The following is a 15,614-nucleotide window of genomic DNA, read 5'->3' as shown; positions in this document are numbered from 1 at the left end:
GAAGTACATGCATATTCCTTAGAATCAAGTTTCCGCATGTTTGAGGGCAACTTCAACTGCTTTTAGAAGGGTAAGATGGCGATTTAGCCGAGAAATAGCGATGGGAACAGCTCAGACATAAATGCATAACAAGAAGGTTTTATTGCTAAGGTTGCCTATATGATGGGCGTAGTGATACAATAGCTCTATATTTGGTGGAGTTTTGGCATAAGCCAAGGGAGATAAAAAGTATGAAAAAATTATTTGGAAATAAACCTAGGGGAAAGAGAGAAAGAGAGCATTATCGTGATGAAGTCATTGATTTCGATGAGGATTTCGATGAAGAGTACGATGATGCTGATTATTATGAGGATGACGACGATCGTTACGAAGATGATGATTATTCAGAAGATGAGATAGATGATCGCTATGAAGAGGATGACTATCCGGAAGAAGACGAAGTAGACGATCGCTATGAGGATGATGAATATCCAGATGACTATCCAGAAGAGGACGAAGTGGATAATCGTTACGAAGATGACTATCCAGAGGAAGATGAGGTAGTAGACAATCGCTATGAGGACGATGACGATTACCCGGAAGAAGATGAAGTAGACGATCGCTATGAGGATGATGAATATCCAGATGATTATCCAGATGATTATCCAGAAGATGATGAAATAGATGACCGTTACGAAGAGGATGACTATCCAGAAGAAGATGAGATAGACGATCGTTATGAGGACGACGATTATCCTGAGGAAGATTACTATCCTGAGAATGATGATGTAGATGAGGATATTTATTATCCTGGTGACAATAGACGTTCTGGTGGAAGAGATGACAGAGGCTCGCGTCGTAGTAGGAGAGATCGTCGCAGAGATAGAGATGACAGGGATGATAGAGATTCATTCCCAGCAAGAATTATTGCATTCCTATCAAAGACAACTGCTGTAGAAAGGATTGCTGCTATATTTGCAATTCTCCTGGTTGCGGGCGGAATATTAACAGCTACCTTTTATGTATCAGCTAAAAACAACAGATCACAGCTGGCTTCTTTTGCTGATGTTGGTTCTACAATGACAATTGGCGATGACATGGTTGTTGGAGAGAGTGGACTAATAGCTGTGGCTGATGCAGAAAGAGCTAGAGCTATGGCAGCAGAGCTTGTTTCTGAGGACAATATGGCAGAGGAAGAAGAGGTTGAGGTTGCCGATGATGCTGAGAATGTAACTATCAAGATGACTGTTACAAGTATCAAGAGCGACATCAAGGTTAAGTTCATAAATTCAGAAACCAACAAGCTTGTCGCTAACCTTCCTCTTGAGATTGAGGTTGTAGGTCCTGACGGAACTAAGGTTACCTATAATGACCATGACCAGGACGGAATCATTTATAAAAAAGATATCACTAAGGGTGAGTACAAGGTTACTCCTAAGGCCCTTCCTGAAGGATACGAGAATTACAAACTTGAGATCAAGACTAAGACTGTAACTGTAAAAGATACAGTTGAGATGAAGGCAGTTGATGTCAGCAACGAGGTCAAGAAGGAGTCTCAGGTCAATGCAGCCAAGGAAGATACAGCTGTTAAGACTGAGGTAGAGTCCAAGCTTGAAGATACAGTTGAATGGGTTGAATCAACTCAGACAGCCGTTGGCGAGAGCTCCGATGGAAACTTCACATATGAAGAAGTTAAAAAAGATGACATCCCTAATCCATCAAGCACATCTATGGTGGGAACAAGAAAGTGGATGTTCCTTGGATTTGCAAGAGGAAAAGCTAGTACTGGTTCATCTAGCACAGTTGAGAATCCTGGAGAAGGAAATGGAGAGTCCTCTGGAGAATCTTCAACTCAGCCACAGAAAGATAAGATTACAATTTCTGATCTAGATAAAACTATGAAGGTTGGTGAAACGCAGACTATTTCTTCAACTGGAACAAGTAAAACCGTAGAATACTCTTCAGATAATATTGAAGTAGTTTCTGTTTCCGGTACCACTCTTACAGCCAAGAAAGCAGGGACTGCCACAATTACCGCATCTGCAGAGAATTGCGAACCAGCTTCAGTAACTATAACTGTTGAAGATGTACCTGAGCAGAAAAAGGACTTCTCAATCAACGGATCAACAATTGATGTTAAAGTTGGTGAAACTAAGTCAATTGGTGCATCTGCTGATGGCAAGAGCGTATCTTATGCTATAGCTTCTGGAAATGACAAGGTTGAGCTTTCATCTGACGGTTCAGTTAAGGGACTTGCAGAAGGTGAAGCTAAGATTACAATAAAGGCTGAGGGTTACAACGATGGCAGTGTAACCATAAAGGTTACTCCTGCAGATAAGAAGAATATCCAGGGTGCACCAGCCACACTTGCGATGAAGGCTGGCGACACAACACAGATTAAGGTTACAGATCCTGCTCAGTCAGCAGCATCTTTTGAATCAGACAAAACTTCAGTTGCAACAGTTGATAAGGATGGTAACGTTAAGGCAGTAGCCGAGGGAACAGCTAATATCACTATCAAGGCTACTGGGTATAATGACTTTAAGGTTGTTGTTACAGTTTCTAAGGCCGATGCCAAGGAAATGAAGGCTGAGAGTACTTCTCTTACAGTTAAGGTTTCAGATACCGTACAGATAAAAGTTACAGAGCCTGCAAATGCAAAGCTTACATATAAGTCAGCTGATGAGAAGATTGCTACAGTAACAGCAGATGGTAAAGTTACAGGTGTTAGTGCTAATAAGACAACAATCACAGTAACAGATACTACAGCTAACAGCGCATATAAGCCACTTACTATAAACGTTGAAGTAACAGCAAAAGAGGGAAACAAAGTCCCAATGTCCATCACCAAGATCACTCTTTGCGAGGGACAGTCAATCAAGCTTTCTTCAACAGACAAGAATGCTTCTATTGCACTGGAGTCCAGCAACACTAATGTCGCTACAATTTCTGACAAAGCCACAGTCAATGGTAAGTCAGCAGGTGATGCTACTATCACTGTTAAGGCTACAGGATATGCCGATAATACGATAGCACTTAAAGTTGTTGGCAAAGGTACAACCTTAAAGGACAAGAACGGAAATGTTCTGTACGTTCTTAAGTCTGATGGAACCTACAGAGAAGCTACTTACGAGGATTACTACTCAGGAGCTAAGCTCTATAAGAGAAAGGCTGCTACAGCCTACAGATATACTGGATGGCAGACAATAGGCGGCAAGACTTATTTCTACGACAAGAACGGCAATTATGTAACTGGCGAGCAGGTTATTCAGGGAGCAAAATACACCTTTGGTTCTGACGGAGCACTTCAGGCAGGCCAGGGTACAATGGGAATTGACGTTAGTAAGTGGAATGGAAACATTGACTGGAAGGCAGTTAAGAATTCCGGAGTAAGCTTTGTTATCATCAGATGCGGATACAGAGGATCATCTCAGGGAGCACTTATTGAGGATCCTAAGTTCAGAGCAAACATTCAGGGGGCTCAGAACGCTGGAATCAGAGTTGGTGTATATTTCTTTACCCAGGCTGTCAATGAGGTAGAGGCTGTAGAAGAGGCTTCTATGGTTATCAATCTGATCAAGGGCTACAACATTTCATATCCTGTTTACCTGGATGTGGAAGCCAGCCATGGCCGTGGAGATAACATTAGTGCAGCTCAGAGAACCGCCAATATTAAGGCTTTCTGCGGAACAATACAGAACGCTGGATACAAAGCTGGTGTTTATGCAAACAAGACCTGGTTTACAAGCTACATCAATACTTCACAGATCACAAACTATCGTATCTGGCTTGCTCAATACGCTAAAGCAGTTACTTACAATGGCTCCAGATATGATATGTGGCAGTATTCTTCCAAGGGAAGAGTTACAGGTATTTCAGGAAACGTTGATATGAACATCTGCTACTGATTGGAGATACTATGCTGATAGTTCTACTTAGTTTTGCATACATGCTTGCCATATGTCTTGTGGCAGGAATCATAGTTAATAAGGCTTTATCAAGGTTCATCCCGGTGGTGGACCTTGATAGGCTTTCTATCACAGGAATTGCCACGACTGGTTTCGTGGCTCTATCTGTTTATGCGGAAATATTCAGCCTTTTCTACAAGGTTGGAGCAATATGCCACGTGTTGATGCTAATAACACTGGCGGTTTGTGGATATTTTTTGCGAAAAGAATTATCTTTATCCCTTACCAAACTCAAATCCATATTTATTAAAAATAGAACTTGCGGCCTGACTTATACTCTTATAATTCTCGCGGCGGCTTTTTTTACGTCTAGGGGAAAATTCCATACAGATACAGGGATTTATCATGCCCAGGCCATAAGGGTAATTGAGGAATACGGGATTGTTAAGGGGCTTGCCAATCTGCAGCAGCACTTTGGCTACAACAGCGCATATCTGTCATTCTGCGCCTTGTTTACACTTAGTTTTATCCTGCCCTTTGCCCTTCACACTGTAACTGGCGCGGTCATGGCTCTTTACACTTGCTATGCAGTAAATGGCTTGTTTGACTGGAAAGAGCATGAATCTCATGTGGGAGATTTTGCAAGGATTGCCATCGTTATCTATGCATTTACTGAGATGGTGGGCCTTCAGTCCCCTGCAACAGATTACGGCACAATGTTTTTTGCAATGTACATTTTGTGCGAGTGGGCAGTGCATTTTGTTGAAAGACGCAGCAATAGCACTGGAACCAGAAAAACAGACGATAAGAAAACAGTAAATAAAACCCAAACAACTTCAGACATTGCAGTAACAGGGCGCCTGACACTGCTCTCAGTGTTTGCAGTGTCAATGAAGCTCTCCGCTGCGGCTATGGTTATCCTTGTGGTATTTCCTCTTTTTCTTTTGGTAAAAGAAAAAATGTGGAAGGAACTTGTATCCTACCTGATAATTGGCCTTATCTGTATCGCGCCATTTCTTGCAAGGAACGTCATATTATCTGGCTGGCTGATCTATCCGGTGGATTCCATAGATCTTTTTAACCTGGTATGGAAGGTTCCTGCCGATTACCTAAGGCACGATGCGGCCCAGATCAAGGTTTGGGGAAGATGCCTTTATGATGTTGAAAAGCTACACGCCCCAATTTCTGACTGGCTTCCTATATGGTGGAGCGAGAAGGCACACTACGAGGAAATGCTGATTTACTCACAGATTCTGGGAATCCTCCTTATGGCTGTTACTTTTGTAAGAAGACTTGCCTCAAAGAGTCTAAGGCCTGGCATGGTCATCTTTTACGGATGCATCATTGCCAATCTTATCCTGTGGTTTATGACTGCGCCATTTATAAGATATGGCCTTGCATTTTTACTTCTTTTGCCCTTGTGCATGATAGGCGAGAATGCCTCTGTTATGGTGCAAAAGAAATCCATAGTCCTGGCACTTTTAATAGGAGTTATTTTTATTAATTTTGCAAGCTGGATAGACAACTATTTTACCGACAACATGGTATTTGTTAAGCATCATCTTACTGAGAACTACTATATTGTGCCGATTCCCTTTGAAGATTCAAATGTTGAGGCGGTGGATCTTGACGGAGTTACTGTATATATTTCCAGTGATGAAAAAAATAGTTATTACTACACACCAAATTCCTGCTACGAAGGAATGGTGGAGAGGACAAAACCCATTGGAAAAACAGTGAAAGAGGGCTTCATGCCTCGATAATTGCCCTTGCATAGTTCATGTGTTATACTTAGTCAGTAAAAATTTGAAATTTAAGAGGTAAATAAGATGAGAACTTATTTAGTAACAGGTGGAGCGGGATTTATCGGCTCTAATTACATTCACTATATGTTCAAGAAGTATGATAACGAGATCCGCATCATCAATGTGGATGTTCTTACATACGCTGGAAATCTTGAGAATCTTCGCGATGTTGAGGATCGTGATAACTACACATTTATCCGTGCTGACATCTGCGACAGAGATGCTATCAATAAGATTTTCGAAGAGAATGACATCGACAGAGTAGTTCATTTTGCAGCTGAGAGCCATGTAGACAGATCTATCGTTAATCCTGAAGTTTTTGTTCAGACAAACGTTCTTGGTACAGCTACAATGCTTAACGCTGCCAAGAAGGCATGGGAGCTTCCTGATGGAAGCTACAAGGAGGGCAAGAAGTTCCTCCACGTTTCTACAGATGAAGTATACGGCTCACTTGATGATGATCCAAATGCTTACTTCTATGAGACAACTCCATATTCACCTCATAGCCCATATTCAGCAAGTAAGGCTAGCTCAGATATGCTTGTTAAGGCATATATGGATACTTACAAGTTCCCAGCTAACATTACTAACTGCTCTAATAACTATGGCCCTTATCAGTTCCCTGAGAAGCTTATTCCACTTATCATCAACAATGCGCTTTCAGGCAAGGACCTTCCAGTATATGGCGATGGTAAAAACGTGCGTGACTGGCTCTATGTTGAGGATCACGCCAAGGCTATCGACATGGTTCAGGAAAAGGGCAGACTCTTTGAGACTTACAATGTTGGTGGTCACAATGAGAAGCAGAATATTGAGATCGTTAAGACAATCATCGATGTTCTCAGAGATGAGCTTGATGATTCAGATCCTAGAAAGGCTCACCTTACATACGACCTTATCAAGTATGTAGCTGACAGAAAGGGCCACGACAGAAGATATGCCATCGCACCTGACAAGATCAAGGCTGAGATTGGCTGGGAGCCTGAGACAATGTTTAACGAAGGCATCCGCAAGACAATCAAGTGGTACTTTGAGCACCATGACTGGATGGAACACGTTACAAGTGGTGACTATGAAAAATACTATTCTAGGATGTACGGAAACAAGTAAGGAGATTTAACCATGAAGGGAATTATATTAGCGGGCGGATCAGGAACAAGACTATACCCGCTTACAAGGGCAATGTCCAAGCAGATGATGCCTGTATATGACAAGCCAATGATCTATTACCCACTGTCAACTCTTATGCTTGCAGGTATCAGAGAGGTTCTGATCATCTCTACACCAAGAGATCTTCCTGCATTTAAAGAGCTCTTTGGAAGTGGTAAGCAGCTTGGAATGCAGTTTGAATATGCAGTTCAGGATCAGCCAAGAGGACTTGCTGATGCCTTTATCATTGGCGCTAAGTTCATTGGTTCAGATTCTGTTGCACTTGTACTTGGCGATAATATTTTCTATGGCCAGAGCTTTTCAAAGCTCCTTAGAGAAGTGGCTTCAAGAGAGAGCGGAGCTACAATCTTTGGCTATTATGTAAGAGATCCAAGAGCATATGGCGTTGTGGAATTTGATGAAAATGGCAAGGCTATCAGCATCGAGGAGAAGCCTGAGCATCCAAAGAGTAACTACGCTGTTCCAGGCCTTTACTTCTATGACAACAAGGTCGTTGATATCGCTGCTAATGTACAGCCTTCAGCAAGAGGCGAGATTGAGATCACCAGCATCAACAATGAGTATCTTAGAAGAGGCGAGCTTTCTGTAGAGACTATGGGAAGAGGCTTTGCATGGCTTGATACAGGTAACCATGATTCACTTCTTGATGCTTCTGACTTTGTATGTGCATTCCAGAAGAGACAGGGCCTTTACATTTCCTGCATCGAGGAGATTGCTTATAAGAGAGGCTTTATCGACAAGGAGCAGCTTCTTAAGCTGGCTGAGCCACTTATGAAGACAGATTATGGTAAATATCTGGTAGAAGTTGCTAACGGATTATAATCAGAATCGTGCATTTACTGCACGATTCGTGAGATAGTATTTGTGGGGGCGGAGCAATATGGATAAAAAAGTATTCACTATGGCTTTACTAACTATTTTTAGTGCTTTTATCCTGATAATCGTTATCATCTATGCCACAAATGTGGATAAGATCAATGGACTTTTTGGAAAAAGTTCTGATAATGCTGCGCCTTCAGAAGCTTCCAGTGAATTATCCCTGGAGGATGCTGGCTATGCCCAGCAGATTGGCAATGATCTAAATGGCTTTATGTATGACGATAGCTTTTTTGACGAGACTGAGGAAATTCCTGCAGTTGTAGTAATACAGCAAAAGAAAAGCTCAGATACAGGAAGCTCAGAAGGCTCAAGCGCTGAACTAGAGGATTCAAGAGGAAGTGCGGGCACTGCGGTGATCGGTGAACTTGAAAATCCGGATACTCTTCCGGATATGCCGGGAGCGGGGCTTTCAGGATCTGTGCCGCCACAGGGCAACATCCCACCAGGCCAGACAGTAAGTGGAACGCCAGTTGGGAATATTCCCTGAATAAAAGAAAAAATGTAATAACGGAGATGTTTGTAATGGGTAAGTTAACAGTTGAAACATGCGAGATTGAGGGACTTAAGGTTATCACTCCTCAGGTTTTTGGTGATGCCAGAGGATATTTTGTTGAGACATACAACAAAAAAGATTTTGAAGAAATAGGAGTTACCTGCGAATTTGTTCAGGATAATCAGTCAGCAAGTAAAAGAGGTGTACTTAGAGGCCTTCATTTCCAGAAGGAATTTCCTCAGGATAAGCTTGTTCGCTGTATAAATGGTGAGGTCTTTGACGTAGCTGTTGACCTTAGAAAAGGTAGTAAGACCTTTGGAAAGTGGTTTGGAGTAGTTCTTTCAGCAGAGAATAAGAAGCAGTTCTTTATACCTAAGGGATTTGCTCATGGATTTTTAGTTCTTTCTGATTACGCTGAGTTTGCTTACAAGTGCTCAGATTTTTATCATCCAAATGATGAGGGCGGCCTTAAGTGGAATGACCCTGATATTGGCGTAGAATGGCCTCTTCAGGAAGGCGTAGAACTCATTTTCTCTGACAAGGATACAAAATGGGGAGGAATCAAGGAATATTGAATAAGGGGTTAAGAAAACTTCCCAAGCGTGTAGGCTTGGGCATTTTCTATGTATTGGCTCTTGCACTTGCGCTGATACTAGTATTGCATAATAACCCGCTGGCAGATCAGGACACAGAAAGGCTCAAGAAGATTTGCGGCTGCCTTCTTATTGGAGTAAGCTGCATACTGGCCTTTGCCTGGTATGATAAGCTGACAGTACTTCCGATAGAGCTTTGGAATTCCAGAAACCTTATCAGACGTTTGTCTATCAATGATTTTAAAAAGAGATACGCGGGTTCATATATGGGAATAGTGTGGGCACTGGCTCAGCCGGTGGTCACTGTTGTCATGTACTATATTGTATTTGATGTGATCTTCAAACAAAGGGCACAGGCTGTTTCAGGCGGCATTGAAATGCCTTATGTATTATTCTTGACAGCAGGTCTTGTTCCCTGGTTTTTCTTTTCTGAGGCACTGATGAATGGCACCACTTCTCTTCTTGAGTATAACTACCTTGTTAAAAAGGTCTTGTTCAAGATAAGTATTCTGCCTCTGGTCAAGATCATTGCAGCTATGTTCATTCATGTGTTCTTCATAGGCGTAATGCTGATAATTGCCTGTATATATGGCTATTATCCTAACATTTACTGGATACAATTTATCTACTACATTATCTGTGAATTTATGCTGGTTCTGTCCCTTAGCTATGCTACATGCGCTATTGTGGTATTTTTCAGGGATCTTCAGCAGATAATCAGTATCGGACTTCAGCTGTTTCAGTGGGCAACACCTATCCTTTGGAATATCGCGATTGTTCCTGACAAATTTAAGTGGATAATAAAGCTAATTCCAATGACTTATATCGTAGAAGGCTACAGAAATACACTTTCAGGTGAATTCTGGTTCTTTGAACACTTCTACTCATCTACTTATTTCTGGCTATTTGTGGTAGTTGCGTTCTGCTTTGGAACACTTGTATTCAAGCGCTCTAAGCCACACTTCGCAGATGTACTGTAAGGCGCGGCAAGTCAATCCCGTAACTTATATACTACCGTAGCCATACAATCGGAGACATAAATGCAAAATGACATAGCAATTGAGGTCAAACACCTCACTAAATCCTATAAATTATATGACAAGCCGATGGACAGACTTAAGGACTCTCTTGGACTTGCCCGCAGGAAGACCTTTAAGGAGCACCTTGCCCTTAATGATGTTAATCTTACGGTCTACAGGGGAGAAACTGTGGGTATCATCGGAACAAATGGTTCTGGTAAGTCCACAATCCTCAAGATCATTACAGGAGTTTTATCTCCAACATCTGGTGAAGTGAACGTAAATGGCCATATTTCAGCTCTTTTGGAGTTGGGAGCTGGCTTTAACATGGAGTATAACGGAATCGACAATATCTACCTCAATGGTATGATGATTGGCTTTTCTGAAGAAGAGATAACAAAAAGACTTGATGCAATCCTTGAATTTGCTGATATCGGCGACTATGTATATCAGCCCTGCAAGACTTATTCAAGTGGTATGTTTGTAAGACTTGCCTTTGCGGTTGCCATCAATATTGATCCTGAGATTCTTATTGTAGATGAGGCTCTTTCAGTAGGAGACGTATTCTTCCAGGCTAAGTGCTATCACAAGTTTGAAGAATTCAAGAAGCAGGGAAAGACAATTCTCTTTGTTTCTCACGATCTTTCAAGTATCAGCAAGTACTGCGACAGAGCGGTTCTTTTAAATCAGGGTGTGCTCCTGGGCGAGGGAACTCCCAAGAAGATGATCGATATCTACAAGCAGGTTCTTGTAGGTCAGTATCCACTTCCATCAGCAGGTGATGTCAAGAATCTTTTAGATGATGATGATATCAGGGATGCGGCAGCCAAGGCTGATGACAGGGCAAGTGCCAAGGTATCTGCAGGAAACAGCTCAGCCAAGGATAACAAGAAAAAAACTTCTGGAAAAGCTGATAGTTCTAACGAAGCTACCGGAGAAAACCCGGATACCCTTGAATATGGCGATGGCGCAGCTTCTATAGTTGAGTTTTATGCTACAGATGAAAAGGGCACCAGAACCAGTTCTATCATCAAGGGAACAGACTTTACTATCCACATGAGGGTTAAGTTTAACAGGGATATCACGGCCCCTATTTTTGCTTTCACCTTCAAGAACATCATGGGCATCGAGATAACAGGTACCAATTCCATGGTGGAGAAGGCTTTCCTTGAGCCAGTCAAGGCTGGAGAGGTAAAAGATATTTCTTTTACCCAGAATATGTCACTTCAGGGCGGAGAGTATCTTGTAAGCTTTGGAGTAACAGGCTTTGAGCAAAATGACTTTACAGTGTATCACAGACTTTATGATGCGCTTAATATTACGGTGGTTTCTGACAAGAACACAGTCGGATACTACGATATGAATTCTAAATGCGTTGTTACTGATGCAGACTAAAAAAATGATACGAGTGTGAGCATGTACTTTGCCTAAGGCAGCTGGAATTACGTGCGAAGCATTTGTGAGGAACGAACAAATGCAGGAAGAGATAAAGATTGGTAACGTTACACTGAATTTCAAGCATTACTCCGGGGTTGATCTTTATAGTGATGGAGCTATAGAGAACGACCTTCTTGAGATTGTAAAAAAATATAAAAAAGAAGAGTATCCACAGGTAATTGAGGAGAGGGGCAACTGGCCTATTCTCTATCATTTATCCGAGCAGAGGGCCAATATTGTTGAATGGATCCCTATGGCAAAAAATGCCAAGGTTTTGGAAGTAGGCTCTGGATGCGGCGCTATTACTGGGATGCTGGCTCAGAAGGCCGGAGAGGTTGTGGCTTGTGATCTTTCAAGGAGACGTTCTGAGATCAATGCAACCAGAAACCAGGACTGCGATAATGTCACAATTCATATTGGAAACTTCAGAGATGTGGAGCCAGATCTTCCTAAGGATTTTGACTATATCTTCTTGATTGGTGTATTTGAGTACGCACAAGGTTACATAGGTACTGAGAATCCTTATGAGAAGTTCCTTCGCATGATGAAGCGCCACCTTAAAAAGGACGGACGTATTGTCATTGCTATTGAGAACAGGATGGGACTTAAGTATCTTGCAGGATGCGCCGAGGATCATCTTGGAACCTATTTTTCAGGGATCGAGGGCTACAACGAGGATAGCGTGGCCAAGACCTTTACTAGAAATGGTCTTATCAATATATTCAAAAAATGTGGCATGAATGACTACCACTTTTACTACCCATATCCTGACTACAAGCTTATGACTCTTCTTCATTCTGACTACTATCTCCCTGGTTTTGGGGAACTTCAGGATAATGTCAGAAACTATGACAGAGACAGGATGGTTCTCTTTAATGAGAAACACGCCTATGAAGAGCTTGTAAGAGATGGAATGTATCCTGATTTTGCCAATTCCTTTGAGGTTATCTTAGGCCCTGGCTTTGATACTATCTACAGTAAGTATAGTAACGACAGAGTTGATGACTTCAAGATCAGAACTGATATTGCAATCAGCAGATCAGGAAGAAAGATCATAAAGAAATTCCCTCTTACAGAGGCAGCAAAAGAGCATGTTTTCGGCATTAGAGATGCATATGCAGGCCTTGTTGAGAAGTATAAAGGTGGAGATCTTGAGATCAATGACTGTCAGCTTGATGAAAAAGAGGGCTGTGCCATTTTCTCTTTTGTCAACGGAGTTCCACTGGCGTCCCTTCTTGATGAGTGCATAGACAAGGATGATATGGACGGCTTCAATGCTCTTCTTAATGAGTATATCAAGAGGATTGACTATAAGCCTGATTATCCAGTGTCCGACTACGACCTTATTTTTTCCAATATTATGGTAAATGGGCCTATTTGGACTATAATAGATTATGAGTGGACCTATGGTAAGTGCATCCCTGCCAAGGAGCAGGTATGGAGAGCTCTTTACTGCTACAGATTAGAAGACAGGAAAAGAGAAAAGTTCGATCCCAAGCCTGTTTACGAGCGTATGGGACTTACCGAAGAGGATACCAAGGTCTTACTGGATGAGGAATATGCTTTCCAGAAGTATGTTACAGGAAACCGTAAATCTATGGTTGAAATCTGGAAGGAAATAGGCAGAAAGGTTCTTGTTCCCAAGGAACTTGCAGCTACAAGCCAGGCAGCAAGACCAGATGACTGTATTCAGATATATTTAGATGAGGGCAATGGATATTCGGAAGAGGATTCTATTTTCCCAGAGGAGCAGTATGATGAGAAGAATACTGTAAGTCTTGATATCAGAGTTGATGCAAAGTGCAAGACAGTCAGAATTGATCCGGCTTTTGCGCCATGTCTTGTGACAATTGTAAGTGCCACCTGGAATGGGGAAGCTTTTGCGGACAGTGTTTCAGATGTGTCTATTCACCCTGTAAATGGTAACTGGATTTCTGATGATTCCATGATCTTTGATACAGACGATCCGAATATTGAATTTGGACTTACAAGCGACAAGTTAAGTGTTCAGGAGAGAAATCACCTGTGTGTTAAGCTTATTATGACGCTTCTTCCCAAGAATGCAGCAGAGGCAGCAGTGGCTACTATAGATGATGCGCCTGCTTCTTCTGAGCAAAAGGAAGGAATATTGCAGAAGATAAGCAGAAAGATAATTGAAAAGCGCGAGCAGCGCTACTATAGAGACGAAGAGGAGTGACAAAAGGGGATATGTCAGGGGGCTTTGTTAAATCAGTTCTTACAAACAGGCGAATAACTAAATACAATAAAATGGTAGATGCCAAGTCATCAGCCTATGACAAATGGCAGCATGCCAAGGAAAAAGAGCCTGTTATGAAGGTAGAGGCTCCTATTAGCTATGAGACCTTAGAGACAGGAGAAGTGATTCCGCATAGACTTCCTGAGCCCAAGGTCAAGGTCATTCCTTATGCCAAGATATGGGAAGTTGGGAATGATGAAGGGGATGAGAATGCGGTTTATCTTTTTGTAAGTCCCAAGGGTAAGCTTACAAAAAGAGCTACAGAAGTAGTCAAGCAGTACTTTATCGCTCATCCTGAGCACAATGTTGTTTACGGAGATGAGGATGAGCTTGGCCAAAAAGGCAAATACATTCATCCGTATTTTAAGCCAGACTGGTCTCCGGATTCCTATTTGAATGCTTTCTACATCGGCAGCTTTTTTGCATGCAGAGCGCGAACCATGCATGAAGCTTCCAGTGAATATGATAGTGCTGTCAGAATGCTTGGTGGCACTGCCAATAAAAAGAACTCACCTGAACAGGTGGGATTAGAAGCATCCTTGCTTTCAGCGGATGTTCTTTTCTGTATGCTGGCTATTCATGAGCATGCTTTTGCGAAAAGAACTGGAATAGAGTTCCCAATTGGACATATCAGGGAAGTTTTATTCCACAGGAATCCTGAGCAGGATGTTTTTTATGGGCGTCATTTCCACAATTCAAGGCATATGCTGCAAAAGGAAACTACAGTCAGCATTGTCATCCCCTCCAAGGATCATCCGGAGGTCTTAAGGCGCTGCCTTGAGTCAATTGTTGAGACTACAAGTGAGAGTGACAAGATAAAGTATGACATTGTGGTTCTTGATAATGGTAGTGAAGCCAAGAACCGTGTAAGATATGGAGTGTTCATTGGTAAGATTCCCAAAAAGAACGGGCTTACCAGAATAAATTATCTCTACAAGCTTGATGAATTTAATTTCTCAGCTATGTGTAATAAGGGTGCCAAGAATACTCAGGGAGAGTATCTTCTTTTCCTGAATGATGACATCGAGTGCGTCAAGGAAGGCTGGCTTCGTGAGATGGTATCTCAGGCTCAGCTTCGTCATGTCGGGGCAGTTGGCGCCAAGCTTATTTATCCGGATACAGATCTTATCCAGCATGCTGGTATCGCCAATGTAAGGCGTGGCCCTGTCCACAAGCTGCAGAAGATGCATGACAATAAGAGCCACTATTTTGGATATAACAGAGGAATCCATAACAATATAGGTGTTACAGCAGCCTGCCTTCTTATCAGCAGGCAGAAGTTTAATGATGTGGGAGGATTTCCACTAGAGCTTAAGGTTGCCTTTAATGATGTGGATTTTTGCTATAGTATTTTTGAAAAGGGCTATTACAACGTATGCTGTAATCATATCTTTTTAAAGCACCATGAGTCTCTTTCAAGGGGACTTGATAATATGGATCCCAAGAAGATGGAAAGGCTTGCAGTTGAGGGAGATACCCTTATGAGAAGGCATTCACATCTATACAATGTTGATCCTTTCTATAGCCCTCATCTGACAGAGGATGAGACTATTTCTGCCATTATCCCTAGAGAGGATTACACGGCTGTTGAGGATATTCCTTATTCAAACGTTACGATCCACGACAAGGGAATCAAAGGCGCAAGGGAAGATCAGTGTCTGAGAGTTGGCTGTGAGTATAACGGAACTTTAGATAACTGGCTCTATGGCGTAGTGGCAGATGGAGTCGATGATGGCTATTATCTTAAGGGCTATAGTTTTGTAATTGGCTCTGACAATGCTATTTTTGACAAAAAGCTGCTTCTTAGAAGGGTTGAGAGGCATGAAAGCGGGGCAGGCCCTGTGGACTCAAAGGTCTACAGCTTCTCCTTATATACCTGGTACAGGCCTGACATTAGAGTAAGGCTGCAGGATCAGGTAAATGTTGATCTTACAGGCTATAAGCTCAAGATCAAAAAGGGAGTGCTGATTCCTGGATTTTACCAGATAGGAATGCTTGCAATAGACAGGACGGGAAGGACGAAGCTTGTTAACTGGGTCCCTAACGTACTTATAATAAAATAAAGGAAAGAAGA

Annotated in this window: 10 protein-coding genes; all 10 read left to right on the top strand. The window is 42.1% G+C overall.

Features of this window, described 5'->3' with window-relative positions; translation table 11 throughout:
* Positions 1 to 230: 230 nt before the first annotated feature.
* The 10 genes from BLO53_RS09380 to BLO53_RS09335 all read left to right on the top strand — a co-directional run bounded on the left by BLO53_RS09380 (position 231) and on the right by BLO53_RS09335 (position 15,603).
* Positions 231 to 3,887 carry a GH25 family lysozyme gene (locus BLO53_RS09380; RefSeq protein ID WP_092060851.1) on the top strand — a complete coding sequence of 1,219 codons (3,657 nt, stop codon included), beginning with the start codon at positions 231 to 233 and terminating at the stop codon, positions 3,885 to 3,887.
* Between the two features lie 11 nt (positions 3,888 to 3,898).
* Positions 3,899 to 5,650: an LIC_10190 family membrane protein gene (locus BLO53_RS09375; RefSeq protein WP_092060849.1), complete on the top strand. Its 1,752-nt coding sequence runs from the start codon at positions 3,899 to 3,901 to the stop codon at positions 5,648 to 5,650.
* Between the two features lie 66 nt (positions 5,651 to 5,716).
* On the top strand, positions 5,717 to 6,802 hold the full coding sequence (gene rfbB / locus BLO53_RS09370; RefSeq protein ID WP_092060847.1) for a dTDP-glucose 4,6-dehydratase: 1,086 nt from the start codon (positions 5,717 to 5,719) through the stop codon (positions 6,800 to 6,802).
* Between the two features lie 12 nt (positions 6,803 to 6,814).
* On the top strand, positions 6,815 to 7,684 hold the full coding sequence (gene rfbA / locus BLO53_RS09365; RefSeq protein WP_092060845.1) for a glucose-1-phosphate thymidylyltransferase RfbA: 870 nt from the start codon (positions 6,815 to 6,817) through the stop codon (positions 7,682 to 7,684).
* Positions 7,685 to 7,742: 58 nt separating this feature from the next.
* Positions 7,743 to 8,228 carry a hypothetical protein gene (locus BLO53_RS09360; RefSeq protein ID WP_092060843.1) on the top strand — a complete coding sequence of 162 codons (486 nt, stop codon included), beginning with the start codon at positions 7,743 to 7,745 and terminating at the stop codon, positions 8,226 to 8,228.
* Between the two features lie 35 nt (positions 8,229 to 8,263).
* Positions 8,264 to 8,809, top strand: coding sequence for a dTDP-4-dehydrorhamnose 3,5-epimerase (gene rfbC, locus BLO53_RS09355; protein WP_092060841.1), 546 nt, complete (start codon positions 8,264 to 8,266; stop codon positions 8,807 to 8,809).
* Positions 8,806 to 9,807 (top strand): ABC transporter permease, encoded by a 1,002-nt coding sequence (locus BLO53_RS09350; protein ID WP_242875349.1) that lies wholly within the window; start codon positions 8,806 to 8,808, stop codon positions 9,805 to 9,807. The genes rfbC and BLO53_RS09350 overlap by 4 nt, the downstream gene beginning before the upstream one ends.
* Before the next feature lie 60 nt (positions 9,808 to 9,867).
* Positions 9,868 to 11,241, top strand: a complete 1,374-nt coding sequence (locus tag BLO53_RS09345; protein WP_092060837.1) for an ABC transporter ATP-binding protein — start codon at positions 9,868 to 9,870, stop codon at positions 11,239 to 11,241.
* Positions 11,242 to 11,320: 79 nt separating this feature from the next.
* Entirely contained in the window at positions 11,321 to 13,480 is a 2,160-nt protein-coding gene (locus BLO53_RS09340) for an SAM-dependent methyltransferase (protein WP_092060835.1), read from the top strand.
* On the top strand, positions 13,477 to 15,603 hold the full coding sequence (locus tag BLO53_RS09335) for a glycosyltransferase family 2 protein (RefSeq protein WP_092060833.1): 2,127 nt from the start codon (positions 13,477 to 13,479) through the stop codon (positions 15,601 to 15,603). The genes BLO53_RS09340 and BLO53_RS09335 overlap by 4 nt, the downstream gene beginning before the upstream one ends.
* Positions 15,604 to 15,614: the final 11 nt, after the last annotated feature.

The organism is Butyrivibrio sp. INlla14 (assembly GCF_900102515.1).
In the GTDB taxonomy this organism is placed as follows: domain Bacteria; phylum Bacillota; class Clostridia; order Lachnospirales; family Lachnospiraceae; genus Butyrivibrio.
This window is presented reverse-complemented; position numbering and strand designations above follow the sequence as displayed.

Bases quoted from the DNA above. Each gene is read 5' to 3' on its own strand.
- BLO53_RS09380 (WP_092060851.1), top strand. From the start codon at position 231: ATGAAAAAATTATTTGGAAATAAACCTAGGGGAAAGAGAGAAAGAGAG.
- BLO53_RS09375 (WP_092060849.1), top strand. From the start codon at position 3,899: ATGCTGATAGTTCTACTTAGTTTTGCATACATGCTTGCCATATGTCTT.
- rfbB (WP_092060847.1), top strand. From the start codon at position 5,717: ATGAGAACTTATTTAGTAACAGGTGGAGCGGGATTTATCGGCTCTAAT.
- rfbA (WP_092060845.1), top strand. From the start codon at position 6,815: ATGAAGGGAATTATATTAGCGGGCGGATCAGGAACAAGACTATACCCG.
- BLO53_RS09360 (WP_092060843.1), top strand. From the start codon at position 7,743: ATGGATAAAAAAGTATTCACTATGGCTTTACTAACTATTTTTAGTGCT.
- rfbC (WP_092060841.1), top strand. From the start codon at position 8,264: ATGGGTAAGTTAACAGTTGAAACATGCGAGATTGAGGGACTTAAGGTT.
- BLO53_RS09345 (WP_092060837.1), top strand. From the start codon at position 9,868: ATGCAAAATGACATAGCAATTGAGGTCAAACACCTCACTAAATCCTAT.
- BLO53_RS09340 (WP_092060835.1), top strand. From the start codon at position 11,321: ATGCAGGAAGAGATAAAGATTGGTAACGTTACACTGAATTTCAAGCAT.